23 protein-coding genes are annotated in these 19,930 nt (G+C 70.1%); 12 read left to right on the top strand and 11 right to left on the bottom strand.

Annotated elements, in window-relative coordinates; genetic code table 11:
* Positions 1-218: 218 nt before the first annotated feature.
* The gene (locus tag ACPPVO_RS16075) at positions 219-413 is read left to right on the top strand and encodes a hypothetical protein (RefSeq protein ID WP_426512004.1); all 195 of its coding nucleotides are present in this window, start codon (positions 219-221) and stop codon (positions 411-413) included.
* 344 nt (positions 414-757) lie between these two features.
* Here ACPPVO_RS16075 and ACPPVO_RS16070 read toward each other — a convergent pair whose 3' ends face one another.
* Entirely contained in the window at positions 758-1,171 is a 414-nt protein-coding gene (locus ACPPVO_RS16070) for a VOC family protein (RefSeq protein WP_426512003.1), read from the bottom strand.
* 481 nt (positions 1,172-1,652) lie between these two features.
* The gene (locus ACPPVO_RS16065) at positions 1,653-2,303 is read right to left on the bottom strand and encodes a hypothetical protein (RefSeq protein ID WP_426512002.1); all 651 of its coding nucleotides are present in this window, start codon (positions 2,301-2,303) and stop codon (positions 1,653-1,655) included.
* Positions 2,304-2,352: 49 nt separating this feature from the next.
* Here ACPPVO_RS16065 and ACPPVO_RS16060 point away from each other — a divergent pair, with 49 nt between their 5' ends.
* Positions 2,353-2,478, top strand: coding sequence for a hypothetical protein (locus ACPPVO_RS16060; protein WP_426512001.1), 126 nt, complete (start codon positions 2,353-2,355; stop codon positions 2,476-2,478).
* A gap of 99 nt (positions 2,479-2,577) precedes the next feature.
* Here ACPPVO_RS16060 and ACPPVO_RS16055 read toward each other — a convergent pair whose 3' ends face one another.
* The gene (locus tag ACPPVO_RS16055; protein WP_426512000.1) at positions 2,578-3,108 is read right to left on the bottom strand and encodes a hypothetical protein; all 531 of its coding nucleotides are present in this window, start codon (positions 3,106-3,108) and stop codon (positions 2,578-2,580) included.
* Between the two features lie 714 nt (positions 3,109-3,822).
* Between ACPPVO_RS16055 and ACPPVO_RS16050 the strand changes: the two genes are divergently transcribed.
* Complete coding sequence (locus tag ACPPVO_RS16050; protein WP_426511999.1) at positions 3,823-4,557, top strand: hypothetical protein; 735 nt, start codon at positions 3,823-3,825, stop codon at positions 4,555-4,557.
* A gap of 1,112 nt (positions 4,558-5,669) precedes the next feature.
* Entirely contained in the window at positions 5,670-6,206 is a 537-nt protein-coding gene (locus ACPPVO_RS16045; protein WP_426511998.1) for a hypothetical protein, read from the top strand.
* Positions 6,207-6,351: 145 nt separating this feature from the next.
* Here ACPPVO_RS16045 and ACPPVO_RS16040 read toward each other — a convergent pair whose 3' ends face one another.
* From ACPPVO_RS16040 to ACPPVO_RS16025, 4 genes are all read right to left on the bottom strand, one after another.
* A complete protein-coding gene (locus ACPPVO_RS16040; RefSeq protein WP_426511997.1) occupies positions 6,352-6,846 on the bottom strand; it encodes a hypothetical protein in 495 nt (164 codons plus the stop codon).
* Between the two features lie 300 nt (positions 6,847-7,146).
* Positions 7,147-7,779, bottom strand: a complete 633-nt coding sequence (locus tag ACPPVO_RS16035) for a DUF6928 family protein (protein WP_426511996.1) — start codon at positions 7,777-7,779, stop codon at positions 7,147-7,149.
* A gap of 48 nt (positions 7,780-7,827) precedes the next feature.
* Positions 7,828-8,607 carry a tRNA(His) guanylyltransferase Thg1 family protein gene (locus ACPPVO_RS16030; RefSeq protein WP_426511995.1) on the bottom strand — a complete coding sequence of 260 codons (780 nt, stop codon included), beginning with the start codon at positions 8,605-8,607 and terminating at the stop codon, positions 7,828-7,830.
* 90 nt (positions 8,608-8,697) lie between these two features.
* Complete coding sequence (locus tag ACPPVO_RS16025) at positions 8,698-8,913, bottom strand: hypothetical protein (RefSeq protein WP_426511994.1); 216 nt, start codon at positions 8,911-8,913, stop codon at positions 8,698-8,700.
* Positions 8,914-9,055: 142 nt separating this feature from the next.
* Here ACPPVO_RS16025 and selA point away from each other — a divergent pair, with 142 nt between their 5' ends.
* The 4 genes from selA to ACPPVO_RS16005 are packed head-to-tail and all read left to right on the top strand — an operon-like array spanning position 9,056 to position 12,655.
* Positions 9,056-10,327: an L-seryl-tRNA(Sec) selenium transferase gene (gene selA / locus ACPPVO_RS16020; RefSeq protein WP_426511993.1), complete on the top strand. Its 1,272-nt coding sequence runs from the start codon at positions 9,056-9,058 to the stop codon at positions 10,325-10,327.
* A gap of 2 nt (positions 10,328-10,329) precedes the next feature.
* Positions 10,330-12,054 carry a selenocysteine-specific translation elongation factor gene (gene selB / locus ACPPVO_RS16015; RefSeq protein WP_426511992.1) on the top strand — a complete coding sequence of 575 codons (1,725 nt, stop codon included), beginning with the start codon at positions 10,330-10,332 and terminating at the stop codon, positions 12,052-12,054.
* A gap of 54 nt (positions 12,055-12,108) precedes the next feature.
* Entirely contained in the window at positions 12,109-12,354 is a 246-nt protein-coding gene (locus ACPPVO_RS16010) for a hypothetical protein (RefSeq protein ID WP_426511991.1), read from the top strand.
* Positions 12,355-12,403: 49 nt separating this feature from the next.
* On the top strand, positions 12,404-12,655 hold the full coding sequence (locus ACPPVO_RS16005; protein WP_426511990.1) for a DUF2283 domain-containing protein: 252 nt from the start codon (positions 12,404-12,406) through the stop codon (positions 12,653-12,655).
* Positions 12,656-12,658: 3 nt separating this feature from the next.
* Here the strand turns inward: ACPPVO_RS16005 and ACPPVO_RS16000 are convergent, their stop codons facing one another.
* Both ACPPVO_RS16000 and ACPPVO_RS15995 read right to left on the bottom strand, forming a co-directional pair.
* Positions 12,659-13,228, bottom strand: coding sequence for a Clp protease N-terminal domain-containing protein (locus ACPPVO_RS16000; protein ID WP_426511989.1), 570 nt, complete (start codon positions 13,226-13,228; stop codon positions 12,659-12,661).
* Between the two features lie 108 nt (positions 13,229-13,336).
* Positions 13,337-13,561, bottom strand: coding sequence for a hypothetical protein (locus tag ACPPVO_RS15995; protein WP_360381481.1), 225 nt, complete (start codon positions 13,559-13,561; stop codon positions 13,337-13,339).
* 306 nt (positions 13,562-13,867) lie between these two features.
* Here ACPPVO_RS15995 and ACPPVO_RS15990 point away from each other — a divergent pair, with 306 nt between their 5' ends.
* Positions 13,868-15,124, top strand: coding sequence for a condensation domain-containing protein (locus ACPPVO_RS15990; RefSeq protein ID WP_426511988.1), 1,257 nt, complete (start codon positions 13,868-13,870; stop codon positions 15,122-15,124).
* On the opposite strand, the gene ACPPVO_RS15985 is transcribed toward ACPPVO_RS15990, so the two are convergent.
* Positions 15,090-17,411 carry a putative bifunctional diguanylate cyclase/phosphodiesterase gene (locus tag ACPPVO_RS15985; protein WP_426511987.1) on the bottom strand — a complete coding sequence of 774 codons (2,322 nt, stop codon included), beginning with the start codon at positions 17,409-17,411 and terminating at the stop codon, positions 15,090-15,092. The genes ACPPVO_RS15990 and ACPPVO_RS15985 overlap by 35 nt on opposite strands.
* Positions 17,412-17,555: 144 nt before the next feature.
* On the opposite strand from ACPPVO_RS15985, the gene ACPPVO_RS15980 reads away from it, so the two are divergent.
* Complete coding sequence (locus tag ACPPVO_RS15980) at positions 17,556-18,224, top strand: dienelactone hydrolase family protein (protein ID WP_426511986.1); 669 nt, start codon at positions 17,556-17,558, stop codon at positions 18,222-18,224.
* Here ACPPVO_RS15980 and ACPPVO_RS15975 read toward each other — a convergent pair.
* Positions 18,221-18,847 (bottom strand): FMN-dependent NADH-azoreductase, encoded by a 627-nt coding sequence (locus ACPPVO_RS15975; protein ID WP_426511985.1) that lies wholly within the window; start codon positions 18,845-18,847, stop codon positions 18,221-18,223. The genes ACPPVO_RS15980 and ACPPVO_RS15975 overlap by 4 nt on opposite strands.
* 93 nt (positions 18,848-18,940) lie before the next feature.
* Between ACPPVO_RS15975 and ACPPVO_RS15970 the strand changes: the two genes are divergently transcribed.
* A complete protein-coding gene (locus ACPPVO_RS15970; RefSeq protein WP_426511984.1) occupies positions 18,941-19,402 on the top strand; it encodes a MarR family winged helix-turn-helix transcriptional regulator in 462 nt (153 codons plus the stop codon).
* Between the two features lie 42 nt (positions 19,403-19,444).
* Positions 19,445-19,921 (top strand): hypothetical protein, encoded by a 477-nt coding sequence (locus tag ACPPVO_RS15965; protein ID WP_426511983.1) that lies wholly within the window; start codon positions 19,445-19,447, stop codon positions 19,919-19,921.
* Positions 19,922-19,930 lie beyond the last annotated feature (9 nt).

Below are 19,930 nucleotides of genomic sequence, written 5' to 3'. Positions count from 1 at the left end.
TCATGCCGCTGTCGCGAGCGAGCGGATCGCGGCAGACATCCCATGTTCTATTTTGTCAAGGGGTGGGTTGAAGATGGCCCAGGCGGTGGCTTCGTCGTAGGTGGTGCCGGTTTTGAGGCAGCCGTGGAGGATGCCGACGAGGCGGTTGCTGAGCTGGCGAGCATGGCGCCCTCACTGATGCACTCGCCCGCCGGGATGTACTGCGCCTTCGGCACAGCGTGCTCAGTGCTGCGGAGGCTGCCGCCGCTGGTGAGGGACAGCGCGGGTACCGGCAGCTGCGGTCCGAGCTCAAGATGATCTCGGCGTTGCCGGTGGCCGAGCCGCGCGGTCAAGCCGACGATCTGGCCCGGCAACTACGCGAGGTCGACATCCTCATCCAGCGCACCAACTGGGAGGCGGAGCTGCTGGACTGAGACGACGAACGCGGAGCAGGTAGCCGACGTGGAGGCGTGCACGAACCCGAGAGCCGGCGGGTAAATCGGCTCCTTTCTCCGGCGCGCCGCGGGCAGGCGCGGGGTTCGACTCCCCGAGACACAGCGCACGCCCAGCACGGCGCACAAGTCACGGAGCATTGAGTACGGCACACCACCGGGTGCAGATCCACGACGGCGAGGGCGGGCAAGGGGCATTCCGCGTACCACGGCTGCGGCCACCCGATCACGAGCTGCCAACCGATCGAACTGCAGCGATCGTCGGCGGTCGACACCAACCAACGCACCGGATCGCGGCTATGAGCGCATGTCGATCAAGCTTCTCGCTACGGATGCATCGAGGGCGCGTGGGAGAGGCCGATGATCAGGCCCTCGCTTGACTGAAGTCGAGCAACGGTCTGTCCCCACGGCTCGGTACGTGCATCGTGCAGCAGCGTGAAGCCCCTCTCCTTCAGCTCGTCCGCAGCGACCTGGACCGCGCCAACGTCCGCGACCTCGAACTCGACGCTCGCTTGCGGCACCGGCCGCTCCGCTGGCCAGTCAGGTATGCCGAAACACGCCTGCGCAGCCTGAGTCAGCGGCCAGACCCCGAATGACTTGCAACCGTCGATCTCTTCGCTATGCAGGTAGCCGTCACCTTCCGCAGCCAGCGGCAAGCCAAGTGCGTCCAGGTACAACCCTCGACTGACGCTCGGGTCCGGGGTGATCACGGCGACGCTGGTCATGAACTTCACATACATGATGTCATCTTCCGTCATTGAATCCGACCGGTCCGCCGATCTTCTCATTCTGCTCCGACAGCGCCCCCAACGAACTCCGCGAAAGGCTTGACTGCAGGGTCCTCGATGGTGCCGAAACCACCGACCGTCAGGCGCTATCGAAGACCGCGAACGCCTCCGCGTGCACCTGGGTCCACGCCTGCCGATCCATGCGAATCACCGCGGGCACGAATACATGCCGCGAGTGCGAGCAGCATCCGAACAACTGAGCGTCGCGTTGACCATTCGCGAGACAGCCGGCGGGCGCGTGCGACCGGAAGCGTCATAACGCCGACGACGTCGAAGCCGTCGCAAGCTCACAGACATGGGTCCAAGATCCACGTACTGAATTCGGCAGGACAGGAAGCCTCGGCGCCGCTTCGGCCTGTTACTCACTGTGACGACGACGGTCCCGTCGCCGCGCAACACTTGCGGCATGTGAGTGCGTTCAGTCGATTTCGCATTAGCCATGCGTGTCCTCCCTTACTACGTTCATTACAAAGTTTTCACTAAGGCCATATGGATGAGGGTTTCGCGACAAAGCGATCTGCGCACCCAAAGGTTCCAAGGATCGGTGAACAATCCGCCCAACAGCCAATACGGTCAAGCGCAAGGCGAGGTCCCGCTCAGGAAGCAGGTCCGCGAGGAGCGACGATCTGGCTGGGCGGGAATCGTAATGGACTCCGCCCTCACGGTTTGCGTAGTGAGTGATGACGTCCTGAACGGATACTCTCTGCTCGCCACTTACTATCACGTCATACTGGCGAAAGGTGCTGAGGTTTCCGGTTCGCGGCTCGACCGGCGCCGCGTCGACTTCAGTAGGCGATACGCGCGCCCGAATGAGAAGGTCCTTCAGCATGGGATCGAGCCAGTGCATGGAAACCCACGCTGGCGCACGCCCACCTTCGCCACTGGTCGCCACGCGAACACCACTCCACGCGTAGACAGGCCTGAAGCCATAGCTCTGATTCGCTTCGACCCATAGGGGGCGGCCGTCGAACAGTAGCCTTCGTACCAGCCCTGCTACTTGAACCATGTCGTACTCGGAGGCACGCAAGTCGCAGCGTCGACGTAGGTCTTCGAGCGTATCGAGAAAGAGGTCTTCTGGCTTCACATCTGCGACCGTAGCGGAACTCCACCGCACGTTCGACTCCGTACTCACCGTGGACCGACCGAACGGAACCCTCTGGCTGGGCGCCGCCGAGGTCAAGGTGCCAGCCCGTCCGGCCGTGATGTTCGCCGCGCCATCGCTGATCTGGCACTACGTCACCGCGCACTCCTACCGATGACCGCTTGATTCCGTCGAGGCAGTGCGGCGACACAACCACGACTGGACCGCGGTACCAGGCCCCTTGATCCCCGGACGACGCCGAGCGCGCCACCTTCGATTAAGACGGAAGTCGGTTCGCCCGTTCGCGCAGAAACTGATCGTCGTACGGGTTATCTGACCGGGTGCTGAATTGTTCGCCTCCGTACAGAGATTCGTAGCGGACCTCGACCACGAGCCGGCGCCGAAGCAGCTCCCAGAACCACTCGTCGCGGCTTCGCTCGTAGTCGTCGAGGGCCATGAAAAGCTCGTTGTATCCCGCCGCAAGTGCCCAGCCCGCATGGAAAGTGAGGGCGTACGGCCGACGCCGGAGGGGTCGCCGCAGCTCATTGACGGTCACTTCGTCCCAGGCACCGATGTGCTTGCCGTCCAACGTCACAGACGTAGCCGTCACGATGGCCGGGCCAAGCCCGACGTTGCGCAGTCGCATGCCGGATTGGCCGCTAGCCACGATCTGGTACTCGAACTGCAGGAACGGTCGCACCGAGCGGCGATTGTGTTCTTGTACGGCTCTGGTCTGCGAGATCGAGACCGCCAGCGAGGCTACTGCGATGCCGGTCGCGCAGATTGCGGTGACCGTATTGGCGTCCACCGCCCCATTGACTCATACCTTCGCAAGGGACCGGCACACCTGACATGCAGCGATCAGGGACCCGCTCTTCGGCAGAAGAGGATGCCTGAGACACCAGCGTCGTGGACGGCCGGCGTCACGGTCCGTGTCCGGCATGCTCAAGGCGGGTGTAACCCGTCAACCGGAGTCACCGTGTAATGGATCAAGCGGAGTACGACTGCCAGGCACGCCAGGCCATGTGCAAACTTTCTGTACGTCTTCAAGGCGGCCCGAGACGGGCCGCACGCGCCGCCACCCGGGCGCCTGGCCGGCAGCTCGCTTAGCCGCTCGCCCGCCGGCCAGGCCCGAGGCCCGGCGGCTGGCGCGGATCGCGGTGATACGGGCCGCCGGGAACGACGCGGCAGGCGTGGCGGGCGTGGCGGCGCGCCAGTGTGCGGGGCCGCTCCTCCGAGGTCAAGGGCGCTTCGCGTCGCAAGCGACGGCCCTGACGGGCCGCCCTGGACCTCAGAGCCTCTGCGACCCTTCGGGCAGGTGAGCGCGGGCAGGCCGATGGCCTGCCCTTAACGAGGCCGCGCGCCGCCACGCCCCGCCGCCCCTGACGTCAAGGCCGCCTTGACGCGCAACAGCTCAGCACGGCAACTGCGCATGGGGCCTCGGTACCCAAAAAAATCAAGTGCCCTAGACCGTATAGCGAGCGCAAACTAGATGAGCTTGAACACGGAAAGGACTCCCAATATGTTCGATGCCTCATACCAGCACTGGATTCGATACTCTACCGCTTTGGCTAAGGTTCTTCCGGAGAACGACGTTCGATTCGAACTAGACGCAGAAGTGAGGCTACGCCTACAGCAGTTGTCGCTAATCATACGCGACCTCAGAGCCCAAGAAACTGCCCTGCAGCCCTCGCGTGCAGAGACAGATCGCGCCGATGCGTTCATCCGAGAAAACTACGCTCGCTTCAGAAGTGGCGATATTAGTGACGAGGAATGGATTCAGGGATCGTCGCTGGCCTCGACCATGAGTGGGAAAGAAATGCTTGACACTTGGGGTCGCATACGCTACCTCACGGAAGCATTCTATTTCTGCGCCTGGCGGCTTCGCTGTGTCTTAAACGGTGAAAAACGGCACAAATTCAAGTTTCTTCCAAAAATTCAGGCTAGCGAGGTCAATTCCGTGCGAAACCTCCTAATTGAGCACCCAGAGAATCCATCCGGCGGCTTGAATTTCAATAATTCGCTTACATTTACTACTGCTGGCCCGGTAATGCGATCATCAACAATTATAGTGAGCGGGAACGACGGCCGAACTGATCCCGGTGGGGATTCAGTCGACGTCGGACTATATGTCACAGCTGAACGGTTGAACAAAGAACTTGAAGAGAAATTCACCGTCGCCTTGAATGCGCTCAACGCCTTCATCTCAACCAGTGACCAAGACAGTGGCGGCCCAGTGCTGACTCCAAATGGATGACTGCTCGGCACTATGACCTCGTCCTTAGTCAATAATGGCGCCCCACCCGAACTGGGCTTCGGCGCTGCTATTACGGTAGAACCGCTACTGGCACTTCTAGCCGACAACGGTATATTTCCCGGATCCAATAGACAACTGATGGAGGAACTTGGTTTCAGCGCCAAGCGCTCGGCAGGTTGACCCCTACCGTGCGCGTGGTTCAATATGCTGGCGACCAGTGCCTCAATGCCGTCCCGCCGGTACAGCAGCTAAGTACAGCAACCGCCGCCACCTCCCGAGCCGTCGGTTCCAGTTCCGGCCGATCCCGCATTCGCGGCGAATCGGCTGCAGGTCCTGCGAGAGGAGGCACGCTAGACCGGGTTGCAGGCAACAGAGCGCGGTCAATGAACCGCCCATCCAAATATGATGGGACCGAAGAAGCAGCTTATGTTCACCGCCACAAACACGACGAATCCGAAGAGTCCCGCTCGGCTCCAGACATCGTCTCTATACCATTTAGGAGTAAGTCCAATGACGGCCCCAGACACAAGCAAGCTTGCACATAACGAATACTTCAAGGGCCAATGCGTGACAGAATAAATAGGAAATACGAGGTATCCACCCAAAACAAAAACGTTGGAGAATGCAAGAACCAGAAGTGCGTCCATTGTCAAGAATGCCATGACAGTGACCGTGGCAAGGATGGGTTGGAGCCATGGCGGTACCCTCTTAAGAACGCCAAGGCCAGTCGGCTTCCTGGGCGGATGCATGACGGTCATTGTGCCTCAACCATCTATCTGCGTCACCCGACGCACGGTCGAACACGTCTATCATTCGAACGTATCTGTCACTGCGTTCAGTCAGCCGTTTTCGCTCGTCACGTGCGACAGACCTACGGAAGCACCTCGCCGAACGGGGTGCCGAAGTTTTGCTCGGCTGCGGCCGACCTCATGCACGTACATGTCGGAGCACCGTCGCCACAAGACGGCTACGCGCCCTCCGGGGGCGGCAGCGTAACACGTGGCACGCCACGGGAGTGCATCAACCGATAGCGATCAGTTAGACGCCTGCCATCGAGGCATTGTCTACGTTCCCGGTCCGCAGCAGTACCGAACTCGGCCTAACATGCGCTGATGGCCGCAACCGACGTAGCTCTCTGGGTACCTCTCGCCTCCGGTGCTCTCGGCATCGTGGGCGCTCTAGCCGGCGTCGGGCTTACCCAACGGGCGACCAGGGACCGTGAGGATCGCCGCTGGGAGCGCGAGCGCGAGCTGGACCAGGTCCGGTACGAACGCGAACGCCTTGAGCGACAACGGGAACGTCGCGCCGCCCTTTACGTGGATATAGCTGAGTACGTGCAGGACCAGCAGTCCATTCTGGAGCTGACGACTGACGAGTACGCAAGCCGCCGAGCCGAGATACCGAACCTGCAGCATCCAGATCGCCTGACAGCGCGAGTGAGATTGTATGCAACGCCCCAGGTGGACGAGAGCTGGTCCGCCCTCGTTCGGGCAGTGGAAGGGATCGATTGGGAGTGGACCGAGGGAGACATCAATCATGGAACCCACGGCAGCTGGCTTGATCCGGACAATGCTGCCGTAGTGGAGCTTGACAAAGCGATCAAGAAGTTGCAGTCGGTGCTGAGGGCAACCGTCGACGAGGAGACGTGAACGAGCGAGGCCGCCTCGATGACTACGGAAGATGGAGGAGTTCCGAAGCCTCTGCGTCTCGGATCGCAGTCCACGGCAAATCGGCGGCAACGGAACTCGGCGGACGCCTGTTGTCGCTGCTCGCGTTGCGTGCGTCGTCCGGTCTTCAAAACCGGTGTGGTCCGGAACCCGGGCCAGGCGGGTTCGATTCCCGTCCGTCTCCGCCAACCAGCCCCTTCGGCACCAGTCTCAGGGCTCGATGCCGGACGGGTTGGGGTTGCCGGGCGGAGTCCTTCAGGGCGCGGAGCGCGTCGAGGAGCCCGGCTGCCGGGTAGCCCGTTTCCAGCCAACCGAGTGCGAGTCCGGCCCAGTAGTCGCTCCAGCAGCCCAGCGCGTAGCGCAGTACCGCGGTGAGCAGCTCGCCACCGCCCTTGACGGCCGAGACCGCGTCGACGACGGCCTTCTGCGGCTGTTGCAGGAGCGGCAGGAGCCAAAGCAGGCGGTCGTACGCACGCCACACGGTGTGCCGGGGCCAGACGGTGTCGTCCTCGTTCCAGATGATCCAGGTGCCTCCGGCGTCTTGGCCGAGGGTCAGGCCGCGATCGTTGACGGCGATGACCGGGCGGTCATCCCTGCCGCCGGCGTACGGTTCGTGCGTCACGCGTCCATCGTGCCGCCTGGCGTGGTGGTTCGGGTTGGCGGACCTGGATCGAACGATGGGTTCGGCGGCGGTGCGGGCGACCTCGGCGAGCAGTGTCGCCAGCTGTGGTGCCCGATCCGGCGGGTCAGGTCGGCGGCGACGTGACCGGCCGGGCGGGTGGCGTCAACGCTGATCTCCCAAATGGAGATCTGCGGGGAGTCCGAACCGGACGGCCAGATGGTCGGCCACTCGAACAACCGGCGGCGGCCGCGAGCACGAGCCTGAGAACGACAACCGCGAGGGTCAGCCGTTTCGGCATCCTCAGACCGCCGCGACGAGGAATCCGGCCAGAGGAACGCGGTAGAGGTCCGGGTCGTCGGCGTACGCCTGCCCCTCCTGGACGAAGCCGAACCACTCGCGCAGGACGTCTTCCGCCAGCTCCAGGGGGTGGAACGGCAACGGGTACGGGTCCTCGTCCTCGTCCGGCTCGACCGGGTGCTCGCCGGCCCAGTACGGGGCCTCGAACGCGAACGGCGGGCCGATGTTCTCCTGGACGCCGTGGTCCGGCGACAGGCTCAGCGACCGCCAGACCCGGCCGTCCCCGGTCCACACCGCGAACGCTAGCCAGTCGACGACGCTGTGCATCGCGTGCAGGTACAGCGTCCGGCCCTTCGCCTCGTCCAGGAAGCGCCGGTCGAGCGTCGAGGGCCGATCCAGCGCGACGTCGCCGGTGCACACGATTGACAGCCCGGGGAAGCAGGCGGCGTACACGTACCCGTCGGCCGGGTTCGTGTTGCGTGCGAGGGTGCCGTCCTCGACCTCGGTCAGCCGGTGCCCGGGATACAGCCGCTCGACGAGGCTGCGGGTCGCCGCCCGGTCCAGGGGCGGCGCGGCCTGGAGCACCGGGCGCACGTCGCCCTCGGTGTAGAACAGCATCCAGTCCTTGGCACCCATGCGCTGCCCCTCCCGTACGCGACGCGCAGCAGCGTAACGGAGGGGTGGTCACGCGGCCGCGCCCAGTGCCGGAGGGGCGGGGATCGCCGAGGCCAGGAACCCGTCGAGCGTGAAGTGCGGCGCCGGCCGGGTCGCCCACCAGGAGCGCGTCGCCACGACCGTCTCCTCGGTGCCGGTGCTCTTGTGGGTGTACCTCACCTCGCGCTCCCCCGTCTCACGCACCGTCACCCGGCCCCGTTTGCACCCCGCCGGGTAGTCGTTCCAGTTGATGCCGTGCCGCGACCACAGCATCTCCTGGGCCTGGGCCGAGTTGACGCCGTGCAGTTCGCGCTGCGAGAACCTCGCCTGCGCGGCCATGGAGACGCTGTTGCGGACCGCGTCGCGCTGGCGCCAGATGAAGTAGTTCGCCACCTCGACCGGGTCGCAGATCGCGAAGACGCGCGCGTCGAACAGGGCGCGCGCGCCGGGCCGGCGCTCGTTGAGCACGGCGGTGGCGAGCGAGGCGGCGACCGAGCACCACTTCTGCACCTCGCCCCCGAACCACGGCTGCGTGCCGGGCGTGGCGAAGTCGACGGCGAGCACGGAGACCTCGTCGGACTGCGTGTAGGCGAACACGCTGCCGGAGATCTCGGCGCACAACACCTCGGCGACGGCGTCCATGCCGGCCATGAACCCCTCGTCGTAGGGCTTGGCCGCGCCGCGCAGGTACGTGTGGAACGCCCGGCCGTCGACGCGCAGCAGACTGTACGTACGGCCCGGCAGGATCGCCTTCGAGACCCGCTCGTACCCCTTCATGCGGTCGCCGAGACCCGTGCCGTCGGTGCTCACGATCACTCCCCGGGGTGCGCTGCTGATGGTCGCCCTCGATGGCAACACGTCCGAGCGCCCGCCGCACGCACATTTCTCACGCGGCCCGGCTCATCGCTGTTGCCGTTCCCGGCCGACCTGGTGACGGAGCCAGAAGCAGGCGCTCGCGCTGCCCAGGCACCAGCCCGCCCACATCATGGCGTCGGCCGCGGTGCCGAGCTGGCGCCTGGCGAACAGGGCCGTCAGCACCACCGCGAGCAGGGCGCCGTGCGCGACCACCACGCCCACGGCCAGCAGGACCTTGCCCGTCCATTCCAGGATCGCCACGGCCGACTCCCGAATCTCGATTTCACCGATGTCACCCTCAGGATGCGGTCCGTCACCCCCTGCGCGCCAGTACGGATCGCGGCCTGTGGATAACTCCGCGCTGTTAGCGTGGAAGGGCACAGACGCTGAGAGTGAGGCTGCCTTGGATCCGCGACGGGCGGTGCCCAGGACCGACACGGTGCTCGATGATCCGCGGCTCGCCGGGTTCGCGCGCGACCCCGCCCGGGTGGTGGTACGCGAAGAGCTCGACCGGGTCCGCCGCGGCGAGATCGCGGCCGGCGACGTGGTCGAGGCGGCCGAGCGGCGGCTGCGCCGGGCGCACAGCATGCGGGCCGTGCTCAACGCGACAGGCGTCGTGCTGCACACCAACCTGGGGCGGGCCGCGCTGTCGGCCGAGGCGGTCGACGCGATCGCGGGCGCGGCCGGGTACACCGACGTCGAGCTCGACCTCGAGACCGGCCGGCGGGCGCGGCGCGGGCGCGGGGCCCTGGACGCGCTGGCCCGGCGGGTGCCGGCGGCTGAGCGGGTACACCTGCTGAACAACGGGGCGGCCGCGCTCGTCCTGGTGGCCACGGGGCTCGCGGCCGGCCGTGAGATCGTCGTCAGCCGCGGCGAGCTCGTCGAGATCGGCGACGGGTTCCGGCTGCCGGACCTTCTCGTGTCGACCGGGGCCCGGCTGCGGGAGGTGGGCACGACCAACCGGACGTCGCTGGAGGACTACCGGGCGGCGCTCGGGCCGCAGACCGGGTTCATCCTCAAGGTGCACCCGTCGAACTTCTTCCAGCGGGGGTTCGTTTCGGCGGTACCAACGGACAAGCTCGCGGCCCTCGAGGCGCCGCTCGTCGTGGACATCGGCTCCGGGCTGCTCGGGCCCGACCCGCTGCTGCCCGACGAGCCCGACGCCGCCACGGTGCTGCGCGACGGCGCCGACCTCGTGACCGCCAGCGGCGACAAGCTGCTCGGCGGGCCGCAGGCGGGGCTGCTGCTCGGCCGGGCCGACCTGGTCGAGGCGCTGCGGCGGCACCCGCTCGCCCGGGCGCTGCGCGTCGACAAGCTCACCCTCGCCGCGCTGGAGGCGACGCTGCTTGCGCCGGACACGCCGACCTGGCGCGGGCTGCGCGCCGACGTGGCGCAGCTGCGGCGGCGGGCGGAGGCGATCCGGCAGGAGCTGGGCGACCTCGACGCCGAGGTCGTCGACTGCGTGGCCGTGGTGGGCGGCGGCGGCGCGCCCGCGGTCGAGCTGGCGTCGGCGGGGCTGGCGCTGCCGGCGGTACTGGCGCAACCGTTGCGGCTCGGGGAGCCGCCCGTGCTCGGCCGGGTCGAGCGGGACCGGCTGCTGCTCGACCTGCGCTGCGTGCCCGAGGCGGAGGACAAGGCCGTCGCGGCCGCCGTCCTGCGCGCGGCGGGCCGCTGAGCATGTGGGTCGTCGCCACCGCCGGGCACGTCGACCACGGCAAGTCCACGCTCGTGCGGGCGCTCACCGGGATGGAGCCCGACCGCTGGGCCGAGGAGCGCCGCCGCGGGATGACGATCGACCTCGGCTTCGCCTGGACGCGGCTGGCGTCGGGGGCGACGGTGGCGTTCGTGGACGTACCGGGGCACGAGCGGTTCGTGCCCAACATGCTCGCGGGCGTCGGCCCGGTGCCGGCCGCGATGCTCGTCGTGGCGGCCGACGAGGGCTGGAAGCCGCAGTCGGCGGAGCATCTGGCGGCGCTGGAGGCCCTCGGGGTACGCCATCTGCTGCTCGTCATCAGCCGGGCCGACCTCGCCGACCCCGCCGCGGCCGTCGTCGCGGCCCGCGCGCGGCTGAGGACTCCCGTGGAGGCGGTCGCGGTCAGCGCCGTCACCGGCGCCGGCCTGGACGAGCTGCGCGCCGCGCTGGACCGCCTGGGCTCCGCGCTACCCCCGCCCGACCTCGAAGCGCCCGTCCGCCTGTGGATCGACCGCGCGTTCACCATCCGCGGCAGCGGCACCGTGGTCACGGGCACCCTCGGGGCCGGACGCCTCGCCACCGATGCCGAGCTGGAGCTGAATTCCGCGGCAGTACGCGTACGAGCCCTGCAGTCGCTCGGAGCCCCCGAGTCCACAGTGGACGCCGTGGCCCGCGTCGCGGTGAACCTGCGCGGCGTGGAGCGCTCGTCCGTGAGCCGCGGCGACGCGCTCGTCACGCCCGGCCGGTTCGTCTTCACCGACCTGCTCGACGTCCGCGTCCACGGCGACCCGGTGGCGGACCTGCCGGCGACGGTGGTGTTCCACATTGGATCGGCGTCGGTCGCGGCGCGGGTACGCCCGCTGGGCCCCGACACCGCCCGCCTGCGCCTGGCCCGCCCGCTGCCCCTGCACCTGGGCGACCGCGCCCTGCTGCGCGACCCGGGCCGCCACCGCATCCCCGGCGGCGTAACGGTCCTGGACGTGTCCCCACCCCCACTGACCCGCCGCGGCGCCGCGGCCGCCCGCTCCCTGGAACTGTCCAAGATGGACGGCGAACCCGACCTGGCCGGCGAGCTGCACCGCCGCCGCCTGGTGCACGCGGACAACCTGCGGCGCATGGGCATCCCGGCGCCCGGCGAGGGCTGGCTGCTGGGCCCGGACCACGCGGCCTCGCTGCGGACCCGGCTGGCGTCGGAGGTCCAGGCCTACGCGGCGCAGCACCCGATGGACCCGGACCCGCCGGTGGACGCGATCAGCCGCCGCCTGGGCCTGCCCCACCGGTCCCTTGTGGAGCGCCTGCTGACCCCGCCCCTGACAATCAGGAACGGCCGCATCGGTACCGGCACGGCCCTGCCACCCCGCCTGTCCCGCGCCATCGACGCCGTCCGGGCCGACCTCTCGGCGAACCCGTTCACCGCCCCGGAGTCCGACCGCCTGGCCGCCCTGGGCCTGGGCCCGAAGGAACTCGCCGCGGCGGCGAAGGCGGGCCTGCTGCTGCGCATCGCGGACGGCATCGTGCTGCTGCCGGACGCCCCATCGGCCGCGCTGGAGCGCCTCACGCGGCTGCCGCAGCCGTTCACGTTGAGCGAGGCGCGGCAGGCCTTGGGAACGACGCGGCGGGTGGCGGTACCGCTGCTGGAGTTCCTGCACCGCCGGGGATCGACCAGACGCACCGCCGACGGCCGCCACACGACGGACACCGCGAGCTAGGTCGGTCGGCTGCCGGAGCGGGATCTGCGCGCCGTCGCCGAGTCGGTTTCGACGTTGTTGTCGGCTCTCGCCGTCGCCGGCGGGCAGGTGACGGCGGCCGGCAACCGGCGGATCGAGGAGATTCGCAGGGCCCATCCGAACGCGTACCAGCCGTGGACCGGTGAGGATGACCGCCGGCTGGTGCCGCTGCACGCCGAGCATATCCCGATCAAGGAACTGTCGGCGATCTTCGGCCGTCAGGTGGGTGCGATCGCTTCGCGGCTGCGCCATCTCGGGCAGGTTGTGCCGGAACCGGACTGAGCTCCGGCCGGAATGGCCGGGCCATCGATGGCCGGCGTATGTCAGCCTGATGACTGTGTACAAGAAGGCGACGATCCCGCTGGTCTGCACCTACGACGACGAGGCCGACGCGGCCTACGTCTATCTGCAGCACCCCATCGCCGACGCCGGGGTCGACCGGACCATCACGTTCGACTCCCGGCACGGCATGTTGAACATCGACCTGGACGCCCGCGGTCACGTCCTCGGTCTCGAAATCATCGGGGCCCGCGCGCACCTGCCGCCCGCGCTCCTGCAGGCCGTGCTCGACGCGGAGCGGTGAGGGCTACGGGCCGCTCCAGACGCACAGGGCCAGCACCACCACTACCGCGACCACCACCAGGGCGACCGTGTAAGCCGGGGGCAGCCCCGGCGGCTTCTGGCCCTCCTGCCTGGCCTTGGCCCGCTTCCACTCGCGGCGGTCCTTCGCCGTCGGGGTCTCGGCCGGCCTCTCCTGGTGCAGGCCGCCCGCCAGGCGGGTCAGCAGGGCGTCGACCGCCTCCGGGGTCGCGCCGCGCTCCGACAGCCACTCCTTCACGTCGGCGGGGCCCGTGCGGACCAGGGCGGCCAGCAGGTGCTCGGTGCCGATGTGCTCCGCGCCCGTGGCCAGGGCGATGTGCAGGGACTGCTCCAGCGCGACCTTCGTCGGCTTGTCGAAGGACATCTCCGGGGGCGACGCCGGTAAGTCCGTGGCCGGCCATGGGGACGTCCAGATCTCGGCCGCGTTGCCGTTGCGGTGGGCGTGCAGGGCCTGGGCCAGGTCGATCGGCTCCATGCTCGGGCGGGACGCGGCGTGGGCGAAGCCGGGCACCTGGGTCAGCACGGCGCGGGCGTCGGTGGTGAAGTGCGCAAACACGAGTCATGTTTCTACCCCACGCCGGCACCGCCCCGCCGAGCCGGGCCCGGTCGGGCCGCAAAGCCCGACCGGTCCCAGTCCGCGTTCCTCACGACCGCTGGCCGGAGATCAGCTGGAGAACTCGATACGCGCGTTCTCGAAGTCCAGCGCGCGGATTCGCACGGCCAGCGTGCTGCCGACGGCCGGGCGCTGGGATGTCACCAGCAGGCCCGGAATGTCGCCGGCCACCGTCAGGAACACGCCGAACGGCGTGAGCCGGGTGACGACGCCGGAGACGACGGAGCCGACGCCGTGGCGCGCGACGAACGCGTCCCAGTTCGCAGAGCGGATCATGCACTTCACCTCCCTTCTACGCAGACTCCGCTGAGCGAGCGCGAGGGAGGGCGGGCCCCGAGGGCCGATCAACAGTGCGCCGGGCGCACCTTCCGTGAACGGCCCACGGCCGACCCGGCAGTCATGCGCGCAATCGTACATCCGGCGCATGGCGCCGGCGATCACCCGTCCGTACGCTACGACGAACGCCGATGCGTCCTGCTGCGACCCGCCACGTCTCGCAGGCCGCCTCAGCCCGCCGCGCACCGAGGCCGGCCGGGCTCGGGAGGCCGTGCACTGCCGTCACGAGGATGGGAGGGCCGGCGGATGCCTGCTGCGCCGGAGCGAGTCAGCGTCGGGTTCGAGGGCGGTACGGCGGGCGAGGGCCCGCTGTCCTGGGGCCAGCTGGAGAACTGGTCCGCGATCGTCAAACAGGGCACGTGGCTGCCGCTGGGCGGGGTGAAGCCGCTGCCCCCGGGCACCACCGTCGACGAGGTGGCGGCCGAGCTGCGGTACCTCATGACCCGCTACGAGCCGATGCGCACCCTGCTGCGGTTCGCGCCCGACGGCACGCCCACGCAGGTGGTGTACGGCAGCGGCGAGATCGACCTCGAGATCATCGACGCCGGGGCCGCCGATCCCGGCGAGGCCGCCGAGAAGCTCTGCGACGCCTGGCGGGCCAAGCAGCTCGATTTCGCCACCGAGTGGCCGCTGCGCATGGCGATCGTGCGGCAGAACGACGAGCTCACGCACATGGCGGTGCTCGTCTCGCACTTCGTCACCGACGCGGCCGGTGCGCTCACGATGCTCACCGAGGTCGCCGCGCGCACCGGGACGCCTGTCGACGGGTTGCAGCCCCTCGCGCAGGCGCACTGGCAGGCGTCGCCGGCCGGGCGGCGGCACAACGCGGCGGCCCAGCGGTACTGGGACGAAATCCTGCGCACGGTACCGCCGAAACGTTTTCCACCAACCGGGAACTCCACGAAACCGCGGTACTGGCACGGCGAGTACACGTCCCCGAGTCTGGGTATCGCCGCGCGGCAATGGGCGCGGAGCACCGGCCTCGACAGCTCGACCGTGCTGCTGGCGGCCTTCGCCGGCGCGCTGCACAACGTGCTCGGCTCCGACCCGGTGGTCATCCGGCCGATGGTGAGCAACCGGTTCCGGCCCGGCCTCGCCCGGGTCGTGTGCACGCTCGCGCAGGCCGGGCTGCTCAGCCTGCCGGCCGCGGCCGGGGACTTCGCCGAGCTGCTCGGGCGCGCGCGGCGGGTGACGATGGCGGCGTACAAGTACGCGTACTTCCACCAGGGCGAGATGCAGCGGCTCATGGACCGGTACGACGTCGAGCTGGGCTGCTACTTCAACGACCGCCGCGGCCCGTCCCGCGACGAGCCGATCGAGCCCGGCGAGTCCGCGTTCCGGTGGGTCACGGCCCAGGACGCGCCGACGTTCGAGCCGCTGTTCGTGCACATCGACGACGTGCCGGGCACGCTGCGGCTGAGCGTCTACCTGGACGCGGCGCACCTCGACCCGGCGGCGGCCGAGGCGGTCATGCGGGAGATGGAGCGTCTGTCGGCGCCGTAGCCGAGTCGAGCGCGTCCGCCGGCGCGACCTCGGTCAGCGGGCCCGACGCCCCGAAGCGGTGGCCCTGGCCGTAGCGGCAGCCGATCGCGGCCATGGCCACCGCCTGGTCGGCGCTCTCCACGCCCTCGGCCACCACCGTCACGCCCATGCCCGTGCAGATCTGCACGATCGAGCGGCAGATCGCCTCGCTGCGGCCCCCGGCCACGGTGAACGTCCGGTCGAGCTTGACCTCGTCGACGGGCAGCGCGTGCAGCTGGGCGAGCGCGTTGTACCCGGTGCCGAAGTCGTCGAGCGCGAAGCGCACCCCGAAGCGGCCCAGGCGGCGCACGGCCCCGGCGGCCGCGGAGAGGTCCGGCAGCGGCGCGGTCTCGGTGAGCTCCAGGAGCAGGCGGTGCGGGGCCAGGCCGTGGCGGCGCACCGCCTCGCGCACGGTCGCCTCGTGCTCGGGGCGGCCCAGGCGGGCGGCCGAGGTGTTGACGTGCACGGCGATGCTCGCCCACGAGCCGCGGAAGGCGGCGGCGTCGCGGCAGGCCCGGTCGAGCACGAAGTCGTCGACGAGCCGGATGAGGCCGATCTCCTCGGCGGTGGCGATGAACACGTCGGTGGAGACCGGGCCGAGGCTCGGGTGGTTCCAGCGGGCGAGGGCCTCGACGGCGACGACGGTGGCGTCGGCCAGCCGGACGATCGGCTGGTAGTGCACGTCGAGGCCGTGCCCGTCGCGCAGGGTCGCCGCGAGCGCCTCGGCCAGGTCGGAGCTGCCCGTGCCGTCCGGGAGGTCGACACGGTACCGCACGAGCGCGCCCTTGCCCTGGCGCTTGCCCGCGTACATGGCGGCGTCGGCCCGGCGCAGCAGCGCGTCGGCGCTCGACACGGCGCCGTGCTCGCCCGCCTCGACCAGGCCGATGCTCACGCCGACGTTGACGGTCTCGCCGCCGACGTCGAAGGGGCGGCCGATGGCGGCCATGATGCGCTCGGCCGGCTCGCCGGGGTCGCCGCCGCCCTCGAGCAGCACCGCGAACTCGTCGCCGCCGACCCGGGCGATGGTGTCGCTGTCGCGCACGGCCGAGCGCAGCCGGGTCGCGACCTGGCGCAGCAGCCGGTCGCCGGCGTGGTGGCCGAAGCGGTCGTTGACGCCCTTGAAGTCGTCGAGGTCGCAGAAGAGCACGGCGAGCGGGCGGCCGTCGCGGTGGTGCAGGGCGAGGGCGTGCTCGAGCCGGTCGTGGAACAGGACCCGGTTCGACAGGCCGGTGAGCGCGTCGTGGAAGGCCTGGTACGTCAGGCGCGCCTGGCTGTCGGAGACGCGGTCGAGCAGCACCGCGTTCTCGATCAGCGTCACCGCCTGGCGGATGATGAGCAGCGAGATGACCGCGGTCTCCACGGCGATCTCGACGCCGTCCATGCTGATGCCGCGCACGAGCTGGACGATGAGCAGCACGCCGGTGCCGGCGACCGGCAGGTACGGCAGCATGAGGTGGGCCCAGCGGCCGTGCCGGGCGGCCGGGCGCGCCGCGGCCGGATGGGCCGGGGTGAGCGCGGCGACGGCGACGAGCGCCATGCCGGCCACGAACCCGGCGTCGGCCAGCGGCGGCATGCTTTCGGCGCCCTTGGAGACCAGGTACGCGAAGAAGCTGTCGGAGAACGACAGGCACAGCAGCCCCGCGCCGAGGACGGTCAGCTGGCCGCGGGCGGCAGGAGCGGACGTGGCCACCAGCAGGATCACGATGACGGTCAGCAGGAGGTCGGTGACCGGGTAGGCGATGGCGACGGAGTACGCGAACGGCGTCGCCGCGCCCGCGCGCGCCACCGAGCCGAGGGTGGTCCCCCAGGTCAGCACGAAGAGCGCGCCGACCACGATGAGCCCGTCGAGCACCATCACGAGCTGGCCGGGGCGGCGGCGGGGGCCGTCGCCGGGCGGGCGGGCCACCGCGAGCGAGACGATGGCCGGGAGCGCGAAGACCGGCAGCGTCAGGTAGCCGGCGTCGGCCGCGCTCGGGGACGGCAGGGCGTCGTCGCGGAACAGCTGGTACCAGCTCCAGATGAACTGCCCGATGGTCCAGCCGCAGGCCGCGCCGCCCATCCACAGCCGCCAGCGCCGCTGGGCGCCGGCGTGGCGGGCCGCGGTGAGCCAGCAGGCCAGGGTCGCGGCGAGGCCGGCGCCGAACTGGCCGAGGTCGTCGACGAACTGCGACCACCACGGCGAGAGCAGGCCCGAGCCGCCCAGCGCGACGACGACGGCCACGGACACGGCCGCGACGAGGAGCGGCTTGGAGGCGGTTCCGCGCGGCAAAGTGGATCCATCCTCACCACAGGTGATTGGACGGGTACGGCGGATACGGTACCGCACCGCGCGGGCGTTTCGCGGGGGTTCGGCTATCGGTGCCATCACGATCGCGATTGGCCGCGGCCGGGCGGGCGGGCCTAGCGTCGGGGCATGCTGAATCTCGCGGGGATGCCTGTCTACGTGGCCCGGCCGGACGGGCCCGGCCCGCACCCGGGGGTGGTGGTCCTGCACCAGCTCTTCGGCGTGGACGGCAGCGTGCGGCGCGGCGCCGACCGGCTCGCGGCCGCCGGTTTCCTGGCCGTGGCGCCGGACCTGTACCACCGCACCGAGCCGGGCGCCGAGCTGCCGCAGGACGACGAGGGCCGGCGGCGCGGCTTCGCGCTCATGCACCGGATGGACCGCGACGAGGTGGTCGCGGACGTGGGCCGGTGCCTGGACTGGCTGCGGGGGCCGGGCGGGGCCGGCCCCCGCACGGGCCTGCTGGGCGTGAGCCTCGGCGGGCACGCCGCGTTCCTGGCCGCGGCGCGCCTCGACGTCGACGCGACGGCGGTGCTGTTCCCGGGCTGGCTCACGGGCACCGAGATCCCGCTGAGCCGGCCCGAGCCCACGCTGTCGCTCGCCGCGGACATCCGCGGCCGGCTGCTGTTCCTCGTCGGCGAGCGCGACCACGTGGTACCGCCGGCGGAGGTCGCGCGGATCGCCGCCGCGATCCCCCGCCACGAGGTGGTGGTCTACCCGGACACGCCGCACGCGTTCTTCCTCGACGGCACCACCCCGGCGGCCGAGGACGCGTGGCGGCGGGTGATCGAGTTCCTCTAGAGCTTCTTCGCGGCGTCGGCGGCGTCGGCGCGGGCCTGTTCGCGGCGCGCCCCGACCTCGGTGGTGGCCAGGTTGGGCCGGAACTCGACGGACGCGATGTCGGTGATGCCGGCCCAGCGCAGCCAGCTCTCCAGGTAGGGGGCCTGGAAGTCGGCGCCGAAGGCCGGGCCGCGCCCCTCGCCGTAGACGGCGCTGGTGTAGATCACCGCGGCCCGGCGGCCGGTGACGAGGCCGGAGTAGCCCAGCTCGCCGTCGAAGCCGAAGACCATCCCGGGCTGGCTCACCACGTCGATGAACTGCTTGAGGATGTACGGCACGCCCGCGTTCCACATCGGCACGGAGAACAGGTACTTGTCGGCGGCCGCGAAGCGCTCGAACGCGGCCCGGGCCCGGCGCCACGCCTCGGCGCCCGCCCCGGCCGGCTCCTGCCCCGCGAAGACGTCCATCTTCGCGGCCGCGGCGGCGGGCCCGAACTCGGGCAGGCTCCCGTCCCACAGGTCCCACTCCTCGACCTCGTCGCCGGGGTTCAGCCGGCGGTACCCGTCGAGGAACGCGGCCGCGAGGGCCAGCGACTCCGACCGCTCGCCCCGCGGGGACGCCGAGATGTGCAGCAGCTTGGGCATTGCTCCTCCTCATATTAAGTGCGTGCGCACGCACCTTATGAGAGGGAAGCTAGCCGTGTGCGTGCGCGCGCACAAGACTGCTACGGTGTGAGCATGGACTCCACGGCCGCCTGGGCGGCGCTGCTGCGCGTGCACGCGGCCCTGACGCCGGTGCTCGACCAGGAGCTCCAGGCCGCCCACGGGCTCCCCTTGACCTGGTACGACGTGCTGCTCGAGCTCAGCGCCGCCCCCGGCCGCCGGCTCACCATGTCGGCCCTGGGCGCCGCCGCGGTGGTCAGCCGCAGCCGGGTGAGCCGCGTCGTCGACGAGCTCGTGCGGGCGGGTCTGGTCGAGCGGGTGGCCAACCCCGACGACAAGCGCTCGGCCTTCGCCAAGCTCACCCCGGCCGGCCGCGCGCGGCTCAGGGCGGCCGCCCCCACCTACCTGGCCGGGATCGAGCGCCACTTCACCGGCCGGATGACCCGCGCCGAGGCGCAGGCCGTGACGGCCGCGCTGGGCAAGGTCCTGCGCGCCCACGACGCATCGACAATCATCCCGCTCGGCCCGGCGCGCTGACGGGTTCGTGCGGGGGCCGCCCGCACGGTAGGGTCACGCCTCGTGATGCGCGTGCTGCCGCCCCTGCTCGTCATCGGCGGCCCGGCGGGGGCGGGCAAGAGCACCATCGCCGACGCGGTGGCCCGGCTGCTCGACGCGCCGGTCGTGGGGCTCGCCGACAGCGCCGGCCCCGACCAGCACAGCGTCGACCTGCCGTCCCTGCAGCAGCGCCTCGACTCGCACGAGGAGGCCCCGCTCGTCGTGGTCGAGGGGGTGTACGCGCTCGCACTGTCGCCGATCCGGTGGGCGGCCCGCTGGACGGTCTACGTCGACACGCCCCTGGACCTGAGCCTGGCCCGGCGCGCGCTGAGCCAGGACGACCCGCGGGAGGTGCTGCGCGCGTACCTCGACGGCGGGCGCGAGGCCCACGCCCGCACCGTCGCGCCCGGCCGCCAGCTCGCCGACCTCGTGGTGGACGGCATGCAGGAGCTGCCGGAGATCGCGGCCCGCATCCACACGTTCATCAGCCGCCGCTCGTAGTCACCGCGG

The sequence above is a fragment of the Dactylosporangium sp. McL0621 genome (assembly GCF_049995355.1).
Lineage (GTDB): Bacteria > Actinomycetota > Actinomycetes > Mycobacteriales > Micromonosporaceae > Dactylosporangium.
Note: the sequence above shows the minus strand (reverse complement) of the source record. Positions and strands in the feature narration are given on the sequence as shown.

Bases quoted from the DNA above. Each gene is read 5' to 3' on its own strand.
- ACPPVO_RS16050 (WP_426511999.1), top strand. From the start codon at position 3,823: ATGTTCGATGCCTCATACCAGCACTGGATTCGATACTCTACCGCTTTG.
- ACPPVO_RS16035 (WP_426511996.1), bottom strand. From the start codon at position 7,779: ATGGGTGCCAAGGACTGGATGCTGTTCTACACCGAGGGCGACGTGCGC.
- selB (WP_426511992.1), top strand. From the start codon at position 10,330: ATGTGGGTCGTCGCCACCGCCGGGCACGTCGACCACGGCAAGTCCACG.
- ACPPVO_RS15995 (WP_360381481.1), bottom strand. From the start codon at position 13,561: ATGATCCGCTCTGCGAACTGGGACGCGTTCGTCGCGCGCCACGGCGTC.
- ACPPVO_RS16005 (WP_426511990.1), top strand. From the start codon at position 12,404: ATGACTGTGTACAAGAAGGCGACGATCCCGCTGGTCTGCACCTACGAC.
- ACPPVO_RS15990 (WP_426511988.1), top strand. From the start codon at position 13,868: ATGCCTGCTGCGCCGGAGCGAGTCAGCGTCGGGTTCGAGGGCGGTACG.
- ACPPVO_RS16045 (WP_426511998.1), top strand. From the start codon at position 5,670: ATGGCCGCAACCGACGTAGCTCTCTGGGTACCTCTCGCCTCCGGTGCT.
- ACPPVO_RS15970 (WP_426511984.1), top strand. From the start codon at position 18,941: ATGGACTCCACGGCCGCCTGGGCGGCGCTGCTGCGCGTGCACGCGGCC.
- ACPPVO_RS15980 (WP_426511986.1), top strand. From the start codon at position 17,556: ATGCTGAATCTCGCGGGGATGCCTGTCTACGTGGCCCGGCCGGACGGG.
- ACPPVO_RS15975 (WP_426511985.1), bottom strand. From the start codon at position 18,847: ATGCCCAAGCTGCTGCACATCTCGGCGTCCCCGCGGGGCGAGCGGTCG.
- ACPPVO_RS16070 (WP_426512003.1), bottom strand. From the start codon at position 1,171: ATGTATGTGAAGTTCATGACCAGCGTCGCCGTGATCACCCCGGACCCG.